Source organism: Leptolyngbya sp. NK1-12 (assembly GCF_032598965.1).
Classification (GTDB): domain Bacteria; phylum Cyanobacteriota; class Cyanobacteriia; order Elainellales; family Elainellaceae; genus Elainella.
Map to the genome: position 1 here is coordinate 5,846,005 of NZ_CP053586.1, position 18,921 is coordinate 5,864,925.

Sequence of the window (18,921 nt, forward strand, 5' to 3'; positions counted from 1 at the left end):
GCAAGCCTTGCTTCAGCTTAGCGCAGGTGATGGCGATACCTCGAATGCTTCGCTCTTCTTGTCCCTACCGCTTAATTCCCTTAAAACGTTCTTTCGCCGTCTGAAATGACTCGCGCATTACCTGCTGAATTTGCTGCGGATCGGGATTCTTGCCGCCTAGCAGATCGCCAAAATAAACACAGGCGGCTTCTCCAAGTGCCCAAGTGTAGGCCGCGGCCCAAGATGCTGCGATCACACTGCCAAATCCAGGCAGAAACTTGATCAGCTCTCGACCGATCGCTTGAGCCAGGAAGCCCCCGGCGATCGCGCTGACAATGCCTCCTGCTTGAGAAGGCGACAGCGTCTGGCCGTAGAGTTTCCCCAGCAGACCCACCATCGAGACTTGTAATGCTGTCAAAACGGGCATCGTAGCAAATGGCAAAGGCACGGCTGCTAATGTTGCGGCCATCACAGAAAACGCCGTCATATAGCGCCGTCCCACATCTCGATACAGGTTGCCCAACTGCTTACCCACACCTTCATCCAAGAGCTGATGAATCGCGCGGGCTTCGGCCTCTGGCAGCAACTCGGCGAGATTGTCCCGCAATGCTTCTAGGCCATAAAAAACCGGGTGGTAGTCGTCCTCTTCTAACGTAAAGTCGATTAACACTGCTCGATCATAGAGTCCGGCAAAGGCTTGTTGCTGCGCCGCAAAGGCACGCTCGACGTCGGGCAAATCGGGCGGATACGCTGGGTGATCAACCATGCTGCTGGGGTAAACCTCATGCAAACAGGTGACGGCCAGCAAACAGGGAATCTGGGGATATTGCCGCCGCAGTTGTTGAGCAATGTGACGCAACGTATCGACCGCAAAGTCGTTAATTTTCACCGTTAGAATCAACACTCTAGCCCGCTGGCTAGACTGCTTCAGGTCGCCAATTAACTCTTGGATGATTGCCTCTGTTTCCTGAGTGACATCCCCCAAACCCACCGTATCGGTGAACACGAGCAGCGGCAAATCTTCAGACGGATAGGCATAGCGCTGCATGTGCTGGGTGTGGGGACGAAAGCCCTGACCGACAATCTCTGCCGAAACGCCGGTTAGCCCCCGCACAATCGAGCTTTTACCGGCCTGCGGTTTACCGATCAGCAGCGCTTCAGTGGTGGGCAGTTCAGCTCGGACCGTAGCCAGAATATTAGCCACCTGAGCTTCATCAATGCTGAGCCACCCAGTGATAGTCTTCGCCATTGGTTCCAGCGGCAGCGCTTTGCGTAAACCACTAGAGGCGTCTTTGAGTAAGCTCGTAATCTGCTGTTTCCAATCGGGATGCGGTTGGGAATTCGGTTCAGCGTTGTGAGGCTCAGGCATGGATCTGTTCCTCGTCAGGGACGTTTGTATTGTAAAAGATTAATCTGCTTGCCCTAAAGTGCAGATGCCCGCACAGGACGCCTGTCGCTAAGTTACTTTCCAGACTGTTTAAAACGCAAAAATCCCCCCAATCGGGGGGATTCACCTAGACTAAAGCTGAGACAGAATTAGCCATTGATAGCAGGAGCCGTCAGGGCTACCGGAGTCGCTTCACCTGCTGCCAAATCCAACGGGAAGTTGTGCGCATTCCGCTCATGCATCACTTCCATCCCCAGGTTCGCACGGTTCAGCACATCCGCCCACGTGTTCACCACTCGCCCTTGACTATCCAACACACTCTGGTTGAAGTTGAACCCATTCAGGTTGAACGCCATCGTGCTGATGCCCAGCGCCGTGAACCAGATGCCCACTACCGGCCACGCTCCCAAGAGGAAGTGCAAGCTGCGGCTGTTGTTGAAGCTGGCATATTGGAAGATCAACCGCCCAAAGTAGCCGTGCGCTGCCACGATGTTGTAGGTCTCTTCCTCTTGACCAAACTTGTAGCCATAGTTCTGCGACTCGGTCTCGGTCGTCTCACGCACCAGCGACGACGTCACCAAGCTACCGTGCATCGCCGAGAACAGCGAACCACCGAACACACCAGCCACACCCAGCATGTGGAACGGGTGCATCAGAATGTTGTGCTCTGCCTGGAACACGAACATGAAGTTGAAGGTGCCGCTGATGCCCAGAGGCATGCCATCCGAGAAGGACCCTTGTCCAATCGGGTAGATCAGGAATACTGCAGTCGCTGCAGCTACCGGAGCCGAGTAGGCCACGCAGATCCAAGGCCGCATGCCCAAGCGGTAGCTCAACTCCCACTCCCGACCCATGTAGCAGAACACGCCAATCAGGAAGTGGAACACAATCAGCTGGTAAGGACCGCCATTGTAGAGCCACTCATCCAGCGAAGCAGCTTCCCAGATCGGGTAGAAGTGCAGACCAATCGCATTGCTGCTGGGTACCACAGCGCCGGAGATGATGTTGTTGCCATACATCAAGGAGCCAGCCACGGGTTCGCGGATGCCATCGATGTCTACCGGAGGGGCGGCGATGAAGGCGATGATGTAGCAGATGGTAGCAGTCAAGAGGGTGGGGACCATCAGCACGCCGAACCAGCCGATGTAGAGGCGGTTGTCGGTGGAGGTGACCCAGTTGCAAAACTGCTCCCACAGGTTGGCGCTTTCGCGCCGCTGTAGTGTTGTTGTCATAATTCCGATGAGTGCTTAATAAACTTCAGAATTTACTTGGCAGTAAGTTGATTAACTTACCGTAATAGTTATATTAGACACTTCGTTGACTTTTGTAAAGAATAATGAAAGCAAATGCTCATAGAAATATTGCTAAATATTAATTTTCATCTGAGTAAAAACTTATGGTTCTGGATAGAGGGGATGGAAGTAGGGGGTGAGGAGAAAAGTCTGGACTGGGATTTGAGAGCCATTGCATGGATGAATCAGCAAAAGGTGGGTCAGCCATATAGCCAATCCACCTATGTGCTGGAACCGATTCAGTTTCTAGCTTGACTAGTAGCCTAGTACTTGCGCTCCTGAGGTTGAAACTGGGTGATTGTAACAGGCAAATAGCGAATCTCGATGCCGGCGGGTGAGTAGTAGGCCAGCGTGTGCTTCAGGAAATCGGTATCGTCCCGGTCAGGGAAGTCTTCGCGAGAATGGGCACCCCGGCTCTCTTTGCGGTTCAGAGCGCTAGTTAGGATAATTTCCCCCACCGTCAGCAAACTTTGCAGTTCAAAGGCTTCGATTAGCTCGGTGTTGAAGATCTGGCCTTTGTCATCGAGATAGATTTGCTGGGCCTGCTGCCGGATCGCTTGCAGTTGGGCTAAGCCTTGCTGCATCAGCTCCTCGGTGCGAAACACGCCGCAATATTCAGTCATGCAGTCTTGAAACGCTTGGCGAACTTTGGCGATCCGGTATTGTCCGGGCTGGTCGATCAGGGACTGCACCTGCTGTTTCGCCTGGTTGAGATACTGCTGCTCGTTAATTTCCGGAAACTTGCGATTTTGCACATAGTGGGCAATTGTGGCTCCGGTGCGGCGTCCGTATACCACACATTCCAGCAGCGAATTACTGCCGAGGCGATTGGCTCCATGCACTGAGACACAGGCCGTTTCCCCTGCGGCAAAAAAGCCTTCCACCAACCCCTCTGGACTGCTGCGCACCTGCCCGTCGGTATTCACCGGAATGCCGCCCATCGAGTAATGCACTGTGGGACGAACCGGAATCGGCTCATGTACTGCATCCACCCCCGCCAAGCGATGGGATTCCTCCCAGGCAAAGGGAATTCGGCTCATAATTTTCTCCCGTCCCAAGTGGCGCACGTCTAGATAGACAAACGATCCACCCGCAGTGCCATCGGGGTGAATTCCGCGTCCGGCCCGAATTTCCCGCGCAATTGCTCTAGAGGTGATGTCGCGTGGTGCCAACTCCATCCGGCTTGGGGCATAGCGTTCCATAAACCGTTCGCCTTCGCTGTTGATTAAATAGGCCCCTTCGCCCCGCACGGCTTCTGAGATCAGCACCCCTGCCGGATACAAACCCGTAGGGTGAAACTGGACAAATTCCATGTCTTCTAGGGGCAAGCCTGCCGCTGCCGTCATTGCCAGGCCATCGCCGGTCGAGGCAAAGTCGTTGGAGGTGGTATTGTAAACTCGCCCATAGCCGCCGGTGGCAAACATGATCGCCTTGGCTCGCACGACCTGCATTTCGCCATCCCGAATACGGAACATCACCAGTCCCTTGGCTTGGCCGTCTTCCAGAATCAGCCGCATCACGTACCATTCGTCGTAGATCTGCACGCCGTAGCGCCGTAGGTTATTCACCAGTTCGTGCAGAATCGCGTGTCCGGTCTTGTCTGCCGCGTAGCAGGTGCGCTTGTGGGAATGGCCGCCAAAGGCACGTTGAGCAATCCGGCCATCGGGCAAGCGGGAAAACAGCACGCCCATATGCTCCAGATCGATCACCACATCCGGGGCTTCTTTCGTGAGGATTTCCACCGCATCCTGATCGGCCAAATAATCTGAGCCTTTCACCGTATCAAACGCATGGGCTTCCCAAGAATCCTCTGCATCCACGTTTTTTAGCGTCGCTGCCATGCCGCCCTGGGCCGCTACCGAGTGGGACCGAATTGGGTGGGTTTTGGCAACAACTGCCACACTCAGGCGCGGATCGATCCGGGCAATCTCCACCGCGGCTCGCGTACCGGCCAAGCCACCGCCCACAATTACAACATCATGCTGAATCATGATTCGCCTTCTTTTGTGTTCTCCGATGTTTCTATCCTGACGTAGATGACAGGGGAGTTGCTGGAAAGCGGGGAACTTCTTTAGAAAGGGTGGAGGGGTGAGGGGTGAGGGGTGAGGGGGTTCGATAAAGCTCAGCCGAGTCGCCGACTGGGTTAGATCGCAGCGGTTACTCAAGCAGCTGCTACGCGTCTACAACCGCCACAGTAAAAGATTTGTCAGTCGAGTAGGGCTGTGATTTAGCTGGATGCTTGCTTAGCTTTCGACCTTAGGGGAGGGTAGGACTGGAGCGGCGCTGAAAGCTGTGGTAGCGGCTGCCTTGGTAGGTGAGGATGCCTTTGTCGCCTTCGGCTAGCTGGCCGTATTCTTGTCCGGAGAGGCGAAACTCGCGTCGGATACCGGTTTGATCTTCAAAGGTGCCGTAGTAGTAGGTGCGGGTTAGACCGCTATCGGCGGAGCCTCTACCTCGGACATCGGTTCGTTTGGCGACGACCTCAGCAGCTACGGAAACTACCGGCTGCTGATTATTGGCCTGCCACTCCAGCAAGCTTCTGCTGAGGGCAAACCCGGCCAGCCCAATCATCAGGGCCACAATTAAGACAGGAAATGGCTTCATGGATTCTCTCGCCGATTGTTCTGTGAATCCGTACCGATCTTCTCAGTTCACAGCTGAAAATCTAGATTTTTAGACTTCAGCGAACTCTTAAGCATAAGGTATTTTAGTTTCTAAAAGTCCCCCAGAATGGGGATTTAGGGGGCTGAAAGAGTTTCAATTTCTGGGACTCCGGCGGCATTCACCCAGGCAATCTGCTTGATTTGGCGATGGCGGGCATAGGCGCAAATTTCGTCTGGACTGGTTCGAGTGAGTTCTACCTCAACCCGCACCAGATGGGCCGAATCGCGAATCGTTTGGGCATAGGTGAAGGCGGCAGCGTGGGCTTCTGGGCTGGTGGGCACCACAAGCCAATCGCTCGGCGGAGTTTGGGCGGGCAGGCGTCCGGTGGGTAGCAGCACCTGATGCAGTTCTTCGATATTGAGCACGAATCCAATTCCAGGCTGACTTTCCCCCTTGGGGTGATACAGTCCCAAAAGCTGGTCATAGCGGCCTCCCTGCCCCAATACCCGCTGCCCGCTGGCACTAACCGCCTCAAACACAATCCCGGTGTAGTAGTCAAAGGTTTGGATCAGGCTCAGATCCAGCACTAGCGTCGGGAACGGCCAGTGTTGCTGCGCTTGGCTGGTTTGGAGCAGGTCAATCAACGCCTTGAGGCGGTTCACCGTGGCGCGTTGCTCGTCCTCCAATTCCAGTTGAGCCACCTGTTGCAGCACATCCATCGGCTGACCGCGCAGATCCAGCAGTATCAGAGCTAAATCCCGCAGGTCAGAGGACAGTGGCAAACTTTCTAGGGCAATCCGGTCGAGATGGGCAATCGCCTGCCGGACTGCCGAGCGTATAGCTGCCGGAAACGCTGACAGCAATGACCGGGTCAGGCCCGCTTCGCCTAGAATTACGGCACTGTCGTCCAGTCCCAAACTATGCAAGCAATTAAATAACAGCAGCAAAATTTCCGCATCTGCCGCCACGCTGCCGGCCCCCAACAGTTCCACCCCGGCCTGATAGAACTCGTGCTGGCGCGTATCCCGCTCGGCTCGACGAAACACATTGGCATTGTAGTAGAGCCGCTGCGGATAGGAAGCATTGGCTAAGCGAGTCACCGCCGCTCTAGCAATCGAGGCCGTTAACTCCGGGCGCAGTCCCAAAAACTCGCCTTCTCGGTCTTGCAGTTGAATCACCGTTGCGGGCTGAATCGCGCCTCCAGCCATTAAGGTATCGAGTCGTTCCAGGGTTGACGTGATGATGCGATGATAGCCCCAACCGTGAAACACCTGCTGTAGGCGTTCCTCGATCCAACGCTTTTGAGCTACATCTAACGGAAATAGATCTCTTGCCCCAACGGGAGGTTGGTAAACCATTACTTCTTCTTGTTGCCAAACAGGCCAAACAGCCCGCCGCCCTTGGTGTCAGACTGGCCGCCTCTAGAAGCCGCTTTGCCGCCTTTGCCATCGGGTTTACTGGCTGCCTTAGCGTTTGGACCCTCTACTCTGCGTTTACCTTCCAAGGCTACCGCATCTTGGGGATTCAACTCCAACGCTTTGTTGAAATGGATTTTCGCCATCGTCGCCTGATTGGTTTTGAGATAGATCACGCCCAAGCGGCTATGGCAGGTACTGTTGGTAGGGTCCATCTTCAGCGCATCCCGCAGTTCCAGGATCGCTCTGGGAAAGTCTTGCTTCGTCTCAAATTCTTGCGCCCGCCGTAGATAAGCCGCAACCAACGTTTCTCGAGAAGGTGGAGGCGACGGGTTTGGCGCTTTGGGAGCTGTCGGACGAGTCGGACTCCCCGATGCTGGTCCAGAAGCTGGCTTGCGAGCTGCCCCCACAGCCTCACCCCGGCTTTCCTTCCGCATCAGGTAGACCAAATTCAGCTCGCTAATCAAGCCAATAATTTCTAAGGTTTTGTCGAGCTGCTGATACTGTTGCTCGCTGAGCTGCTTCAGGGCAATTCTGTAGCTATTCTCAACATCACTCGCGGCTGCGACCTGACGGGCCGAATCGCTAGTCAGGACCACGGTTTCCTGCTGTTTGAGGGCTTGCTGCCCCTTCAGGCGCAATAGCAAGGTATACTCGCTGTAGTTTTTCTCCTGAGACAGCTTTTCATAGGCCGGATTCACCAGCTTCGACAGATATTCGGCAGCCCGCTGGCGATCGGCTTCATTGTCGGCAGAACCGCTATCGGGATGGAGACGACGGGCAATTCCCAAATAGCGCTTGCGAATATCCTTGATTTCAGCATCAACCGGCACACCTAAAATGGCGTGGTAGTCGGTGAAGTCTAAGTTAAACAACCCTTGCTCAATCTTGAAAGACATGCTGCTCTTATTCCCACGCGCTCCACGTCTGGAGGATTCCCTCTAGTCTACTCTGCCTAACTGAAAAATTAAGTATTTTTACCAACCTAACCTGAATGGCCAGGTAAACTATCGTTTGGCAACGGTTTAACCCGTAGCAGTTCCCGGCTCAGCGCCGAGTGAATCAGGCCATTCGTGGCTAAAATCCGCCCAGAGCCAATCTCAAACGCACCCTGATCGTAAGCCGTCACCCTGCCGCCAGCCTCTTCGACTATAACAACTCCGGCGGCCATATCCCAAGCCGAGAGTCCCCGCTCCCAATATCCGTCCAGCCGCCCACAGGCGACATAGGCCAAATCCACTGACGCTGCCCCGCCCCGCCGCACTCCCTGGGTCAGGTGAGTTAGATGACAAAACTCAGCGTAGTTATTATCTGGCGTTTCGCGCCGGTCATAGGCAAATCCAGTCACCAGTAAGCTTTGAGCCAGTGCCGCCGTCTGAGACACCCGAATCGGCTGGCGGTTGCGCGTTGCCCCCAACCCATGCGCCGCTCGAAATAACTCCTGCAAAAACGGCACAAACACCACGCCCACACAGGGCACACCATGCACTAGCAGCCCCACCGAGGTGGCGTAAAACGGATACTGATGGGCGTAATTCGTGGTGCCATCCAGAGGATCAATTGCCCAGACAAATTCACTCGCTGTTGCACCCATTCGCCCCGACTCTTCTGCCAACACCCCATGCTCTGGGAAATGCCGCCGAATCACTGCCAAAATCGCCGCTTCTGCCGCCTGGTCGGCCTCGGTCAGCAAATCTCCGGGCCGCCCCTTCTCAATCGCCTCGACCTTACCAGCATAAGCCTGCAACACTCCGCCTCCGGCCAGAGCCGCTTCGGTAGCAATATCTAGAAAACGCTGAAGTTCGTGAGCAGCAGGAAGCATGAAAATTCTCTACTGAATTTACTCCTCATCCAACGGCAAGCCCTGCCGCACCTTGCCTTTGCCAAAGTGGCGGCCAAACTGGAGTTCGTACACTTCGTCTTCGTCCTGAGTTTCCACTGCCAGATCAGAGCAGGCATAGCTGACGCATAGAAGTGCGTAGCCGGCATCGCGCAGTTTGGGCGATAGCCCCATTGCTTCCGGCTGGTCAATTTTGCCCGACAGCACGCGCACCGCGCAGGTTGTACAAGCCCCATTCCGACAGGCAAACGGCAACTCTACCCCCTGACTTTCGGCACTGTGCAGAACATAGCGGTCGTCGGGAACCTGGATGACATGGTGCGTCGCTTTTTGGCGATTGTGAATTTGAACTGTATAAACCTGCGTCATTGCGTTTTATCGAGCTACTTCTAACTCAAACTTACTCAAACTTTTAGTTACTCAAATTACTTAAACAACCCAAAGCCTATGATAGAACCTTGAGGAGCCTGATTTGAGCTGCTCAGTGGAAAAACTCAATAATTTTAGCTAGATGAAATTGCTGTTGTTGCTATCCTGAGTGATATAATTGGCAAGACGCATTTGTACTTTTGCGTTATCTAGAGCGGCGGCATAGCCAAGTGGTAAGGCAGAGGTCTGCAAAACCTCCATTCCCCAGTTCGAATCTGGGTGCCGCCTTTTTCTGTTTGTGTACTGTACTGTTGTACAGTCGCACGATAAATGTCGCTCGTCGCACGATCATGTCGTTTTCGGCGTTTTTTTGACTAACATGTCGAGAGTCGCACGTTAGTGTCGCTAAAATCATCTTTTACTGCTTTTCGCACGCTAATGTCGCTAATTGCTTATCTTTGATTACTCTTAGCAGCAGAGCAGAATTGCTAGCGGCGTGTTAAACGGGACTTTCAGCAAAACGTAATACGTCTAGTTTAAGCATCTCGCAATCCACAAAAAAGTGCGCTCAAGACCAAACTTAAGCGCTGAATGCTTCTAAATCAGCCTTTGTTATTTCGTTTCTAGACATTTACAGAGATTTGCAGACCCCTGCCTCTTTCATCCTTCTCGATGAGTCTAATTGTAGCGAGATTATTTAACTTCACGCCAAATCGGGCATTACAACAATGTTCATCAGAGGTTGAGACAGAAGACATCTCCGCTCTTTCATTCCGTCTCAATGCTAAACCCGACATTGTAACCAGAAGCAACCTACGAAGAACTAATATCCCGACCGGTTCTTTCATTCCATTCCAAGCCAAACTTGGTATTGCAACTCCTTAGAGAATAACGGTTCCAGCTTAGGCTTCTCGCTCTTTCATTCTATCCCGCGCCAAGTCGGGCATTGCGACGTCCCATTTGATGACGCGATCGCGTGGATTCCACTAACTTTCATTCTGTCCCGTGCCAAATCGGGTATTGCGACTCCAATCTGTTCCTTGCCTTGATAGAACGTGATGCAACTTTCATTCTGTCCCGTGCCAAATCGGGTATTGCGACTTTTGCGATCCGCACGCGCACCAAAACCTGGAAAATCCTTTCATTCTGTCCCGTGCCAAATCGGGTATTGCGACCCCTTGACAACTAAAACCATTAGCGCACAACAGTTTCAGACTTTGTTTTGGCAAAGCTGCGTTTTTGCGTCATTTTTGCCCCTAAATAAAGGGTTAAATAAGCAGCAACGATCGTGAAACCTACAGCGACTCAGGAATTAGGAATTGGCAAAGGTACTGGGAATATAACTCCCGCTCCGATTTGCCAAAATATCGAGAAGAATTCGTAGCCACCTTGGAGAACCATGCCCTACCCTTAACAACTCGGAAGAACCGTTCTGCTAAAGGTGTTTAGCTCCTTGCGGATCATACTCACTTATCTGGGTTGCACAGACTATGATTGAAGTAGGTCGTGAACCTGTTACCCTAATCTTCTCTCATTAGCCCAGACAGTCATTACATTGATGTAATGAGGCGGGTGTCAGGGCACCCTACCAAGAGCGGGCAGCTACAGGGGGTCGAAAGTATCCCTTGCGGGAAAAGCTCCCCATACTTTAGTATCTAAACACTGACTTCAACATCCAGATACTAACTTCAGCATAGAGACACTAAAAAGCGTAAATCACTTATAGTGCATATGCATCGGCGCACTATATTCAGTGTAATGTATTGCAGCAGAAACCTGGCTACGTCTCGCTCGGATTTAACGAATCGTAAGCTGCGATCGCAAGATTCGCTGCTTGCTGAAAGGCATCTTCTTCATACACAGTATTTTGCCGCATCACCTTCAACCCATCCGCTATGGCACGATCGATAATTGCTTGGCTCAATCGGCTGTAATCCCATTGGTGTAGCTTCTCACCATGCTTTTTGGTGTACACCGCCATCGCTTTTTTAACACCTTTGCACTTAATTGCAGCTCTCGCTACTAGTTGGCTGTATAAGCGATCGCGCCATCCATCCGTTTCCGGTATCACGATCGTGCTGGCTTTGTACTTTTGTGCTAACTCAACTATCCCTTTAGCAAACAGGCGAGCTACGTGCTGACCCAAATTGGATTCCGTCTGGTGGACAGGCCGATGTGCTTTCTGGTCTATTTGTCGTTGCTTGGAATGTTCTCGCCGCTGATGAAAATAGCTTTGTAGTAGATCGTATCCCTCCTTTGAAATACTGCTAGCATTCCGAATCGCTAGGATTTTACGGCGCATTGCATCTACAACAGTAACGACTAAGTGTTTATCGAGATCCAGAAGAACACCGACAAAGATATTGGGAACACCTTCATAAAGTGGGCGATCGGGACGATCAAACAAGAGGGAATTTTGTAGGCAGTCTAGCTTTGGACGCGGTTTTGCCAAATCATCTTGAAGCTCCTGAATTGCCTTTGTTAGAGATCTCATCTTTTTGGACTGGGCTTTACTTCTAAGGGCTTCCGGTACTTCCTCTATGCTCTGTAAAAGTTGCTGCTTTTCCTCTAATTCCTCTTGTTTCTTTCTCAACTTCTCCAATTGAGGCTCCAGTTTGCGCTGTCGAATTTTTTCTAAGCCCTGCTTGGATAGAGCATCGGAATCATAGGACCAATGAATTGACAGTTTGCACTCGTTCCAGAATCCCTTGCCTGAGTACTGCTGAAATACCTCACACTGAGAGCACAATTGAGTATCATTCTGTTTGTTAACCGGTTTAGGTTTCCAAACCAATTCGATGGATCTTAGTAGCATCAGGCTTCCTGAGTACTGATCTCCCTCTTGGCACTGCTCCTTGGTCTGCTAGTCTTTGAGAAAGGATTTGATTAATGGCAATTGGCGGCGATGGCAACGCACCTCAAAAATCAAATCTCCCCAACCATTGAGTTTGAAGAAGAGTTTCCCTGCTTGATTGATCTGCCATGCTCGAACATCTTCATAACCGAAGCTGATTGGGTACGGTAAAGACTTAGGCTCCCTTAAAAACTTTGACAATTTGAATGTGATTGACTCATGCCAATCGTAAAACTGAGATTCAACCCGCTCTACCTCAACTTGGATGACTCGAAGTAGATGATGACCAAACTGAAGATACTTCTGAGTGGATATGGCGTAGAACAAAAAGGAAAAAATCAGAATACGATAATAGCAAAGGCTATTTGGCTTCTCCCATAAAAGGTTCATCGATTTGAGCAAATGCGATTGAAACTGAGTATTCTGCTCAAGACTCTCCTCATGAATGAGAAGTGAGAATACCAAGAAATAGTATTGGTTATGTCTCTCCAAGTCTGGATCTGGCAACGTGAGCAGAGCCTGTAGCGATTCTTCAAATGCTATATCAGGGAAAAGATTTCTGGCTCTGGGCAATTGGCTTAACAACTGTTTCTCCAAACGAGCAATCTCTATTCGCTTCGCTGCGAGGCGTTCTTCAAGCGTCATAGGATTGGAAGAATGCTTTTGACTTTTGCGATTTCTAGATTTCTTCGGTTCCCATCGAACTTTTCCACCATTTTTGAGAAGGTGAATAATTGCCCGACGGCTTAATATGTCTTCGGTCGCGTCGAACTTATCGAATAAGATGTTAAATACTCTACGATGATTATTAACTGATTCATCTTTAGACTCGTTGTCTGCTTCTATCTCGGCCAAAATCTGTTTAGCTTGATCTTCAATTTCAGATTGATTAAAGTTATTGGTCTCAGCTAACTCGGCATCACTTTCTACAACTGTTAGCCAATGTTGTTTTCCTTTGATTTGGCAAATCAATTTCTGGTGATTAGCAAACCATCCTTTGAAGTTTTCTTCTACACGATCGGTAGCTGAGGTGTAGGCACGCCCAGACATACCTTCAAATTGAGGAGTATTTTTGAGGAGAGCGCATAATCCGCTGATCAACCCATCTGGCAGCCAACTGTATCCTTGTTCAGTGTCTGTTTCGGTATCCATATCCGCAGAATTTTGGTCTTCAGCGTTTTGTGCTGCGTATATCCAGATAAGGACATCAGGATTCTGTTTAATTTGCTCGCTGATTCGATCGATGAGGAGCGCATGCTGATATGCTCGTTCACACAAACGACACCAAGCAACTGCATCAAATTTAGGTAGATCATCCAAGTTCTTTTTTCCACTCCTTGGATTTGGATCAAGGTGCACAATCAAATCAGATTGAATTGTTTTCATAGACATGGCAAAATGACCTCAAGCACATAGAATGGATTGCTTAGGCAAAACAATTGAATTAATGAACATGCAAAGTACTGCTGTGTAGGGAATACAGCACTTCACTTGCAAACTCTTAAACTAATAGAAGTGGCTTTCCTACAGATATTTCTGTTTGTGTGAGAACCTAGAAATAGACATTTTGTATCTAGTGCGATCTGCGCTTCTGACGGCGGCGCAGAATTGCCTTAGCATCAGCAAGTGAAAGGCTTTCTTCATGGAAATTCTGGATACAAGCCCGTGCAAGAAAATGTTCCTCATACCCTTGCTCTTGATAAACAAGAACAGACGTAATGTTAGAAGGGTTAAAGCGGAGGAATACGCTCTCCCCAGCATGTGACGATAAATAGTCGTCACGGTAACTCTGCCCCTCAAACCGAAGCTGACCACCTTTTTGAATAATGCGATTAAGTGTTCTAGGAAGACAGATGTCAAGCGATCGCTCTGGCGGAACATCTGGTGGAAATTTAACTAACCCAGCTTCCCAACGTTCAGTTCGAGTGTGATGTAGGTCCTTTGAAAAACTCTGTTGATTATACAGCCATCCTAGATAGGAGATGAACAGTAGCCGTACATAAACGCCTTGGCGAAAGCAAAGGTTTGACAATGCGTGACCAATTGAAACAGAAACTTGACCGACCCAAATCTTCTACACATTCGTGCATACTTGCGAATAAACTGCTTCGCTTGTAACCAAACATCCTCAACTGGATTCTGCTCAGGTGCATTAGGGGCTAAGCGAATACAGGTAATCTTCCACGCCTCAGTCGGTAAGCCTCCATTGGTCTGCTCCAGAAATTCCTGCACCACCTTTGAGCGGTGGTAGCTCACCCCATCCCAGACAATCACCAGGCGCGTGTTCTCAACATACAAAGACTGGAGATACTGTAGGAAGGCAACCGTATTCTCTTCGTTGCCTGCGCTGTACTCTTTGACAACAAACTGCTTGGTGAGATAATCCAATGCCCCATAGTAGGTCTGTCGTTGCTTGGTAGACTTGACTTCCACATCCACCCGTTGCTTGCGGCGGCTCCACCCATAGCCACTGATATCGCCCCACAACAGGTGGCATTCGTCGAGAAATAAAACTCTTAATTGTCCATCGGCGATCTCAGATTGATGCGTTGCCAGTAGCGCTTCAAGTTCTCTTTTTTTTCCTGAACCAGAGTTTCATCCTTGTCAGGGTGAACCGGTTGTGCCTTCTTCCAACTGAAGCCAGCGTCTCTGAGCAGGGCATAGTAGCTCTGGAGTGATTGGTAGACCACCCCATACTCATCCTCAATGTGGTCAATTACCTCCTGGAGTGTCCAAGCATCCTGCCCGTCGAGCCACCGAAACAACGCTTGCTTCTGCTCACAATCGAGATAGCCTTGGGTGCCCCAATAGTTGGAGCGCAGTCCCTCCACACCTGAGCATTCGTAGCGTTGATGGCTAGCTGTGATGAAGCCAACCGACACTTGCAGAATGTCACGGATCTCCCGATAGCTGTGACCGCCTTGACTCATCTGCACAGCGAGTGCACGCTTGAGTTCCAACGGAGGTGGGTTACTTTGAATGAACTGTTCGAGCGTTTCCATCGGCTGAGGGGGTAAAGTTTGGGGCACGTCCTCAGCCTACCATTTGTTCACATCCTATTTAGGATGCCTATAGTGATCAACAAGGTAACTGATGATGAGTTGTTCCAGTCCTGCTAAATTCAAACCTATTTTCTGTTTCTCTAGCTCACGTAGATGTTTAACAGCGCGCATTATGTGCCAATTAAATGACTCGATTGCTCCGGCCATTCTCCATGACGGATTTTCCCGATGAATTTTTACTCCCAAGATGCTGCCCAATTTCAATAGCTGTGAGAAATCTCCTGTCCAACCAATAACTAAATGATTAGGAAGACCAGATGCAGTCCATTTGTGCAGTAATGAACTTTCGTCCTTCACATCTTTACGCAGGATCGCCTGCCGTAAGGTCAGAGCTATTGCTTCTGGCGAAATTGATGATGTCAGTTTTGCACCCATGTTTGTTGAGTACCTATCATGCAGGGAGATGAGAATGGGATACCCCGCTGATTCACCAAAACAATCTCTAGTTTGTTGAGGCAATTCAACCAGATTGCAACACCACACCTCGTTACTGACATTATTTAAGGTAATTTGTGAGTGTCGCACTTTGATAGGAGTTTGTGTGCGATCGCTAGATTCATTCTGTTCAGCCTTATCTTCTGGTTCAAGTTTCATTAGATGCTCCGAAGGTTGCAATTTAGAGCAAGGTAAAGTAGAGCAGAAATTCTAGGAATTTGCTCGGTTTTTTTGATAGAGATCGTTAAATGGTGCAGAGTGCAGTTAGACCAGTTCTACAAATTGTGTGAACTGGCTAAAACAGGCTACATATTATCTTCCATGGATCCTGCTCATTTAGCATTGTCGATGCCAACAGAGATGATTTATCAAATCCAATAGCTATGACATCATCCTAGTCTCCATCACTAAATTAGTGAAGCTGCTTTAGATAAGGATGCTAAATTGAATCTGTTTTTCTTCTATCAAGTTTTTATCGACGTTAAGCAGATGACGTAGTGATAATCTGCTCTTCCTCTTTTTGCCTTTGGGCAGTTGAAACTATTTCTATAGCTAGAAAATAAAGATTATGTTTTTTCTACGGTGAAACCGAGAACCAGAAGCAACGTTCAGCCACAATTATTTACAATCAAGCACATCAGGTTTTGACGGTTGTTGAGCGTAACTTGGATAAAGGCTCAGCATTAGGTGAGTACTTATGCTTATCTCCCACCACCTCTCAATTTGAACGAAACTTTTCATTTGGAAGTCTGACCAACCGAGCCAATCACTGAGTGAATTGGTTGCACAATCAACCTACTCACGCAAAAGGTAAAAATAAAACGCTTTTTGATACGTGATATCAGACACATTTGTAATCAGAGACCAGCTACCGTCCCCAAAGTACAAATCTGTAGGAATACTGCTAACCTGCCAGCAGCGCAATGAACCTTCTTTGAAGTAACCATCACGGATAAAGAAGTCTCGTGAATTGGCATCGCTGAGTTCAATCCAGTGGTTTTCCCAGGAGGCTTGTCTCCACTTCAACCAATCTCGGTTGCTACCAGAAACGGTTAAAACATAGTTGCAACGTAGTTCTTCTTCAAATACCTGTAAACAAGTAGCTTGATCTTCACCATGAAAACCATCAACCGAAACGGTTTCTGTATTGAATCCAAGCTGAGTCAAATATTCAACTATCTCAATGGCTAGTTGAGTTTTACCTTTGAACTGCTCACCTAGCTTAAGTCGTTCTCTAGGTTTAAAAACTCGAAATGTAATCGGGAAAATGATTTCATTTAAAACACCATATGCAATAAGTACAATAATTCCATTTTCTTTTCTCTTTAAATTACCCATGTACTGCCGAGTTACGTAATCCGTACCTTTCCCTTTCTTAAGGATGCCTAACTCTTCGATAACAAGTCTTATTGATCTTTGGTTCAAGATTTTTAGTATCAGTGCTAGTCTACATCGATGTAACGTCATCGTATCCCAAGACGGAACCATTGATTAGCTGAAGTAAGCTTTTATAGCTAGCAAGTCTGATAGTCTTAGCGATATCTGAAACATACTTTCGCTCAAGTTCCGAAACCATACCAAAATGTAGTGCTCTAAAGGCATTAAAATCTCTGCTACTTGAGAAAACTGGCTGGTAATTGTCACAATAATCATTCAGAAATTGAGCGTTTAAGGGTGGTAGATCTGGCAGAAAATCTTTTAAGGTTGGCATTTTGTGCGTTCCACCGTTTTTCTATTGCACCAGAGTTATGATTGCTTGGGAGTTTCGTCGATTGCCTTGAAGAATGCATCTTCCGCTGCCGCCAGTCGCTTGCCCTTGATATATCTCTCGAAAACTTTCTCCGATTTGTGTCCTGTCAGACTTCGGGCAAGTAGGCTGTCGATGCCTAGCTCTACAAGTTCACTGGCATAGGTGTGCCGGAAGCGATGCGGTGTTAAGTCTGAAATTCCTGTCGCTGTCCCCAACCGCACCTTGGTGAAGTAATAGATTCCTTGATAGCCCAGTCTTTGCCCGCCGCTACGGAAATCGTAGGATAAGAAAAGTGGGCGATCGCCCGTCAATTCTTCCTGCTGCGATCGCCGCCGCTCCAGGTAAGCCTCAATCTGCTCCCTTGCTACCTGACGCAGGGGAACGATCGCATCACTTTTATCCTTCTTGCGAAGAAACTTGAGCCGGATACCGTCATAGTTGCCAACATTCAAGCTGGAAACGTCTTCCGCTCGCAGACCGTGAGTTAGAACCGCCAGCAAAGCGCAATCGCGCAGATTAATGTCCTCATCTCCAGTCACTGCTTGATAGATTACCTCCATCTGCTCCAAGCTAAGATGCCGTGGTAAAGGTTCGCCCAACTTCTCAAACTGCACCGCTGCCGTTGGCAGAACGGCAGTGAGATCCAAGTAACCAGCGAGCTGAAACCACTTGAAAAAACTTTTGAGAGCCGTGATTGCCTGATTAATTGCAGCAGGAGACAGAAGCTTTCCCTGGCGAGTTCGGCATTCATCCTTTAAGTATTTTTTGAAACTAGCAATATCCCTGGGTGTGACGTCAATCCAGGCTTTATCGCTCCAGGCTATAAAGCGCTCTAGTTCAAGCCGATAGGATTTTTGTGTGTTGGAAGCCAAATTACTAGCGCTTAGGAACTCCTTAACCCGCTCCAATCGCAAATCAGCCATCTCCGAGCTACCTATAGCTTGAGCAGAGACCGGTTGGTTTGAAATTAGACGAATAGGGGGTAAAGGCTGCTGATCTGCTGTCATGTGAGGCTAATTCCAAAGGCTAGATACAAAAGTACCATATTTATAGAGTAAGATATTTATCTAATATCTATGTCTGACTAAAATCTGACTAACTTACTAAAAGCCCCAAAATCTGACCTTTTATGGCCCGCCGAGTGAATAAAAAATGCCTGAAATGCTCAGTCCTAGACGTTGAGGAAGCTCGGCGATTACACGGAGCAGAGGGGATGGATGTTGGGATGACCTGAAATGCCACAAGCGGAGATCGCATTACCGTCACCGGAGCGATCGCAACTTCAAGCGGTTTATCTCCCGCCAGCTTCAGCAGGAAGCAGATATACCAGAGACTCTTAAACTCACGCCTGGTTTAACGACATCGGAGTATTTTCCGCTCCTGATTCTTTACGTTGATCATCCACCTCGCCGTAAAGACCGTAAAGAGAAAGTCTTACTTCACGCATTGGGTGCGGAACTATGGCTAGGTACAGAGCAACAAGCCAAAATCGAGCCTGTTCACTGCCTCGCTTTGTCGCAAGAGCAAGTTGGCAGATTGACTCAGCAGGTTCTACAGAAATTTTCGGAATATTGTAATAGCGGCGAAAAATTTACTGTTTTCTCGGAGATCATCTATCGGGATATGCAGCACTGCCCTATTCGTCCCTGTCCGCTTCACTCCTAGTTGTTCTGCTTATCTTGTAGTCTGCCGCCGTGAGATGCCAGTTCGGTTGCTGAGGATCCGATTGATTCAAAAGCGATTGCTTGCCATGTAAAGGTTCAATGGTCTACCCTCTTAATCCTGGAAGAAGTTAGATGGTGCAGTAACGCACCCTGTCGCCACCAGTTGCTTGAATTGGTTGAGGAGGTCAGCTTGGCGCAAGAGACGAGGGCATATTTGGGTCGTCGCTCGAAGTTGGCTCCCCAGTCCTTAATCGTGGATGGGCTAAGTCC

At 49.4% G+C, this 18,921-nt stretch carries 15 protein-coding genes, 1 tRNA gene and 1 pseudogene; 2 read left to right on the forward strand and 15 right to left on the reverse strand.

Features of this window, described 5'->3' with window-relative positions; all coding sequences use genetic code 11:
* Positions 1 to 64 precede the first annotated feature (64 nt).
* Both HJG54_RS24900 and psbA read right to left on the reverse strand, forming a co-directional pair.
* Positions 65 to 1,348, reverse strand: a complete 1,284-nt coding sequence (locus HJG54_RS24900; RefSeq protein ID WP_316431916.1) for a YcjF family protein — start codon at positions 1,346 to 1,348, stop codon at positions 65 to 67.
* Between the two features lie 167 nt (positions 1,349 to 1,515).
* Positions 1,516 to 2,598, reverse strand: coding sequence for a photosystem II q(b) protein (psbA, locus tag HJG54_RS24905; RefSeq protein WP_316431917.1), 1,083 nt, complete (start codon positions 2,596 to 2,598; stop codon positions 1,516 to 1,518).
* 183 nt (positions 2,599 to 2,781) lie between these two features.
* On the opposite strand from psbA, the gene HJG54_RS24910 reads away from it, so the two are divergent.
* Positions 2,782 to 2,913, forward strand: a complete 132-nt coding sequence (locus tag HJG54_RS24910) for a hypothetical protein (RefSeq protein WP_316431918.1) — start codon at positions 2,782 to 2,784, stop codon at positions 2,911 to 2,913.
* Between the two features lie 8 nt (positions 2,914 to 2,921).
* Here HJG54_RS24910 and HJG54_RS24915 read toward each other — a convergent pair whose 3' ends face one another.
* The 6 genes from HJG54_RS24915 to HJG54_RS24940 form a co-directional block, all read right to left on the reverse strand.
* The gene (locus tag HJG54_RS24915; protein WP_316431919.1) at positions 2,922 to 4,649 is read right to left on the reverse strand and encodes a succinate dehydrogenase/fumarate reductase flavoprotein subunit; all 1,728 of its coding nucleotides are present in this window, start codon (positions 4,647 to 4,649) and stop codon (positions 2,922 to 2,924) included.
* 265 nt (positions 4,650 to 4,914) lie between these two features.
* Positions 4,915 to 5,262: a DUF2500 domain-containing protein gene (locus HJG54_RS24920; protein WP_316431920.1), complete on the reverse strand. Its 348-nt coding sequence runs from the start codon at positions 5,260 to 5,262 to the stop codon at positions 4,915 to 4,917.
* Positions 5,263 to 5,396: 134 nt separating this feature from the next.
* Positions 5,397 to 6,620 carry an ATP phosphoribosyltransferase regulatory subunit gene (locus HJG54_RS24925; protein ID WP_316431921.1) on the reverse strand — a complete coding sequence of 408 codons (1,224 nt, stop codon included), beginning with the start codon at positions 6,618 to 6,620 and terminating at the stop codon, positions 5,397 to 5,399.
* Positions 6,620 to 7,576 carry a J domain-containing protein gene (locus HJG54_RS24930; protein ID WP_316431922.1) on the reverse strand — a complete coding sequence of 319 codons (957 nt, stop codon included), beginning with the start codon at positions 7,574 to 7,576 and terminating at the stop codon, positions 6,620 to 6,622. Before HJG54_RS24930 ends, HJG54_RS24925 begins: the two co-directional genes overlap by 1 nt.
* Before the next feature lie 86 nt (positions 7,577 to 7,662).
* Positions 7,663 to 8,499, reverse strand: coding sequence for an inositol monophosphatase family protein (locus HJG54_RS24935; RefSeq protein ID WP_316431923.1), 837 nt, complete (start codon positions 8,497 to 8,499; stop codon positions 7,663 to 7,665).
* 18 nt (positions 8,500 to 8,517) lie between these two features.
* Entirely contained in the window at positions 8,518 to 8,886 is a 369-nt protein-coding gene (locus tag HJG54_RS24940; RefSeq protein ID WP_035999470.1) for a 2Fe-2S iron-sulfur cluster-binding protein, read from the reverse strand.
* Between the two features lie 216 nt (positions 8,887 to 9,102).
* Between HJG54_RS24940 and HJG54_RS24945 the strand changes: the two genes are divergently transcribed.
* Positions 9,103 to 9,174 (forward strand) — tRNA-Cys (locus HJG54_RS24945).
* Positions 9,175 to 10,666: 1,492 nt separating this feature from the next.
* Here HJG54_RS24945 and cas12k read toward each other — a convergent pair.
* The 7 genes and pseudogenes from cas12k to HJG54_RS24975 all read right to left on the reverse strand — a co-directional run bounded on the left by cas12k (position 10,667) and on the right by HJG54_RS24975 (position 17,910).
* A pseudogene (gene cas12k, locus HJG54_RS24950) lies at positions 10,667 to 13,132 on the reverse strand (type V CRISPR-associated protein Cas12k).
* 181 nt (positions 13,133 to 13,313) lie between these two features.
* Positions 13,314 to 13,772 carry a Mu transposase C-terminal domain-containing protein gene (locus tag HJG54_RS35560; RefSeq protein ID WP_420717290.1) on the reverse strand — a complete coding sequence of 153 codons (459 nt, stop codon included), beginning with the start codon at positions 13,770 to 13,772 and terminating at the stop codon, positions 13,314 to 13,316.
* Positions 13,712 to 14,296 carry an IS630 family transposase gene (locus tag HJG54_RS24955; RefSeq protein WP_316435597.1) on the reverse strand — a complete coding sequence of 195 codons (585 nt, stop codon included), beginning with the start codon at positions 14,294 to 14,296 and terminating at the stop codon, positions 13,712 to 13,714. The genes HJG54_RS35560 and HJG54_RS24955 overlap by 61 nt, the downstream gene beginning before the upstream one ends.
* Positions 14,257 to 14,742: a helix-turn-helix domain-containing protein gene (locus HJG54_RS24960; protein WP_316430114.1), complete on the reverse strand. Its 486-nt coding sequence runs from the start codon at positions 14,740 to 14,742 to the stop codon at positions 14,257 to 14,259. The genes HJG54_RS24955 and HJG54_RS24960 overlap by 40 nt, the downstream gene beginning before the upstream one ends.
* 54 nt (positions 14,743 to 14,796) lie before the next feature.
* Entirely contained in the window at positions 14,797 to 15,396 is a 600-nt protein-coding gene (locus HJG54_RS24965; RefSeq protein WP_316431924.1) for a hypothetical protein, read from the reverse strand.
* Between the two features lie 636 nt (positions 15,397 to 16,032).
* Positions 16,033 to 16,575: a hypothetical protein gene (locus tag HJG54_RS24970; RefSeq protein WP_420717291.1), complete on the reverse strand. Its 543-nt coding sequence runs from the start codon at positions 16,573 to 16,575 to the stop codon at positions 16,033 to 16,035.
* A 408-nt stretch (positions 16,576 to 16,983) separates the two neighbouring features.
* The gene (locus HJG54_RS24975; protein WP_316431926.1) at positions 16,984 to 17,910 is read right to left on the reverse strand and encodes a tyrosine-type recombinase/integrase; all 927 of its coding nucleotides are present in this window, start codon (positions 17,908 to 17,910) and stop codon (positions 16,984 to 16,986) included.
* Positions 17,911 to 18,921: the final 1,011 nt, after the last annotated feature.

Excerpts from the sequence above, each read along its gene's own strand:
- HJG54_RS24900 (WP_316431916.1), bottom strand. The coding sequence starts at position 1,348 with ATGCCTGAGCCTCACAACGCTGAACCGAATTCCCAACCGCATCCCGAT.
- psbA (WP_316431917.1), bottom strand. The coding sequence starts at position 2,598 with ATGACAACAACACTACAGCGGCGCGAAAGCGCCAACCTGTGGGAGCAG.
- HJG54_RS24910 (WP_316431918.1), top strand. The coding sequence starts at position 2,782 with ATGGAAGTAGGGGGTGAGGAGAAAAGTCTGGACTGGGATTTGAGAGCC.
- HJG54_RS24915 (WP_316431919.1), bottom strand. The coding sequence starts at position 4,649 with ATGATTCAGCATGATGTTGTAATTGTGGGCGGTGGCTTGGCCGGTACG.
- HJG54_RS24920 (WP_316431920.1), bottom strand. The coding sequence starts at position 5,262 with ATGAAGCCATTTCCTGTCTTAATTGTGGCCCTGATGATTGGGCTGGCC.
- HJG54_RS24925 (WP_316431921.1), bottom strand. The coding sequence starts at position 6,620 with ATGGTTTACCAACCTCCCGTTGGGGCAAGAGATCTATTTCCGTTAGAT.
- HJG54_RS24930 (WP_316431922.1), bottom strand. The coding sequence starts at position 7,576 with ATGTCTTTCAAGATTGAGCAAGGGTTGTTTAACTTAGACTTCACCGAC.
- HJG54_RS24935 (WP_316431923.1), bottom strand. The coding sequence starts at position 8,499 with ATGCTTCCTGCTGCTCACGAACTTCAGCGTTTTCTAGATATTGCTACC.
- HJG54_RS24940 (WP_035999470.1), bottom strand. The coding sequence starts at position 8,886 with ATGACGCAGGTTTATACAGTTCAAATTCACAATCGCCAAAAAGCGACG.
- HJG54_RS24960 (WP_316430114.1), bottom strand. The coding sequence starts at position 14,742 with ATGGAAACGCTCGAACAGTTCATTCAAAGTAACCCACCTCCGTTGGAA.
- HJG54_RS24965 (WP_316431924.1), bottom strand. The coding sequence starts at position 15,396 with ATGAAACTTGAACCAGAAGATAAGGCTGAACAGAATGAATCTAGCGAT.
- HJG54_RS24970 (WP_420717291.1), bottom strand. The coding sequence starts at position 16,575 with ATGGGTAATTTAAAGAGAAAAGAAAATGGAATTATTGTACTTATTGCA.
- HJG54_RS24975 (WP_316431926.1), bottom strand. The coding sequence starts at position 17,910 with ATGGCTGATTTGCGATTGGAGCGGGTTAAGGAGTTCCTAAGCGCTAGT.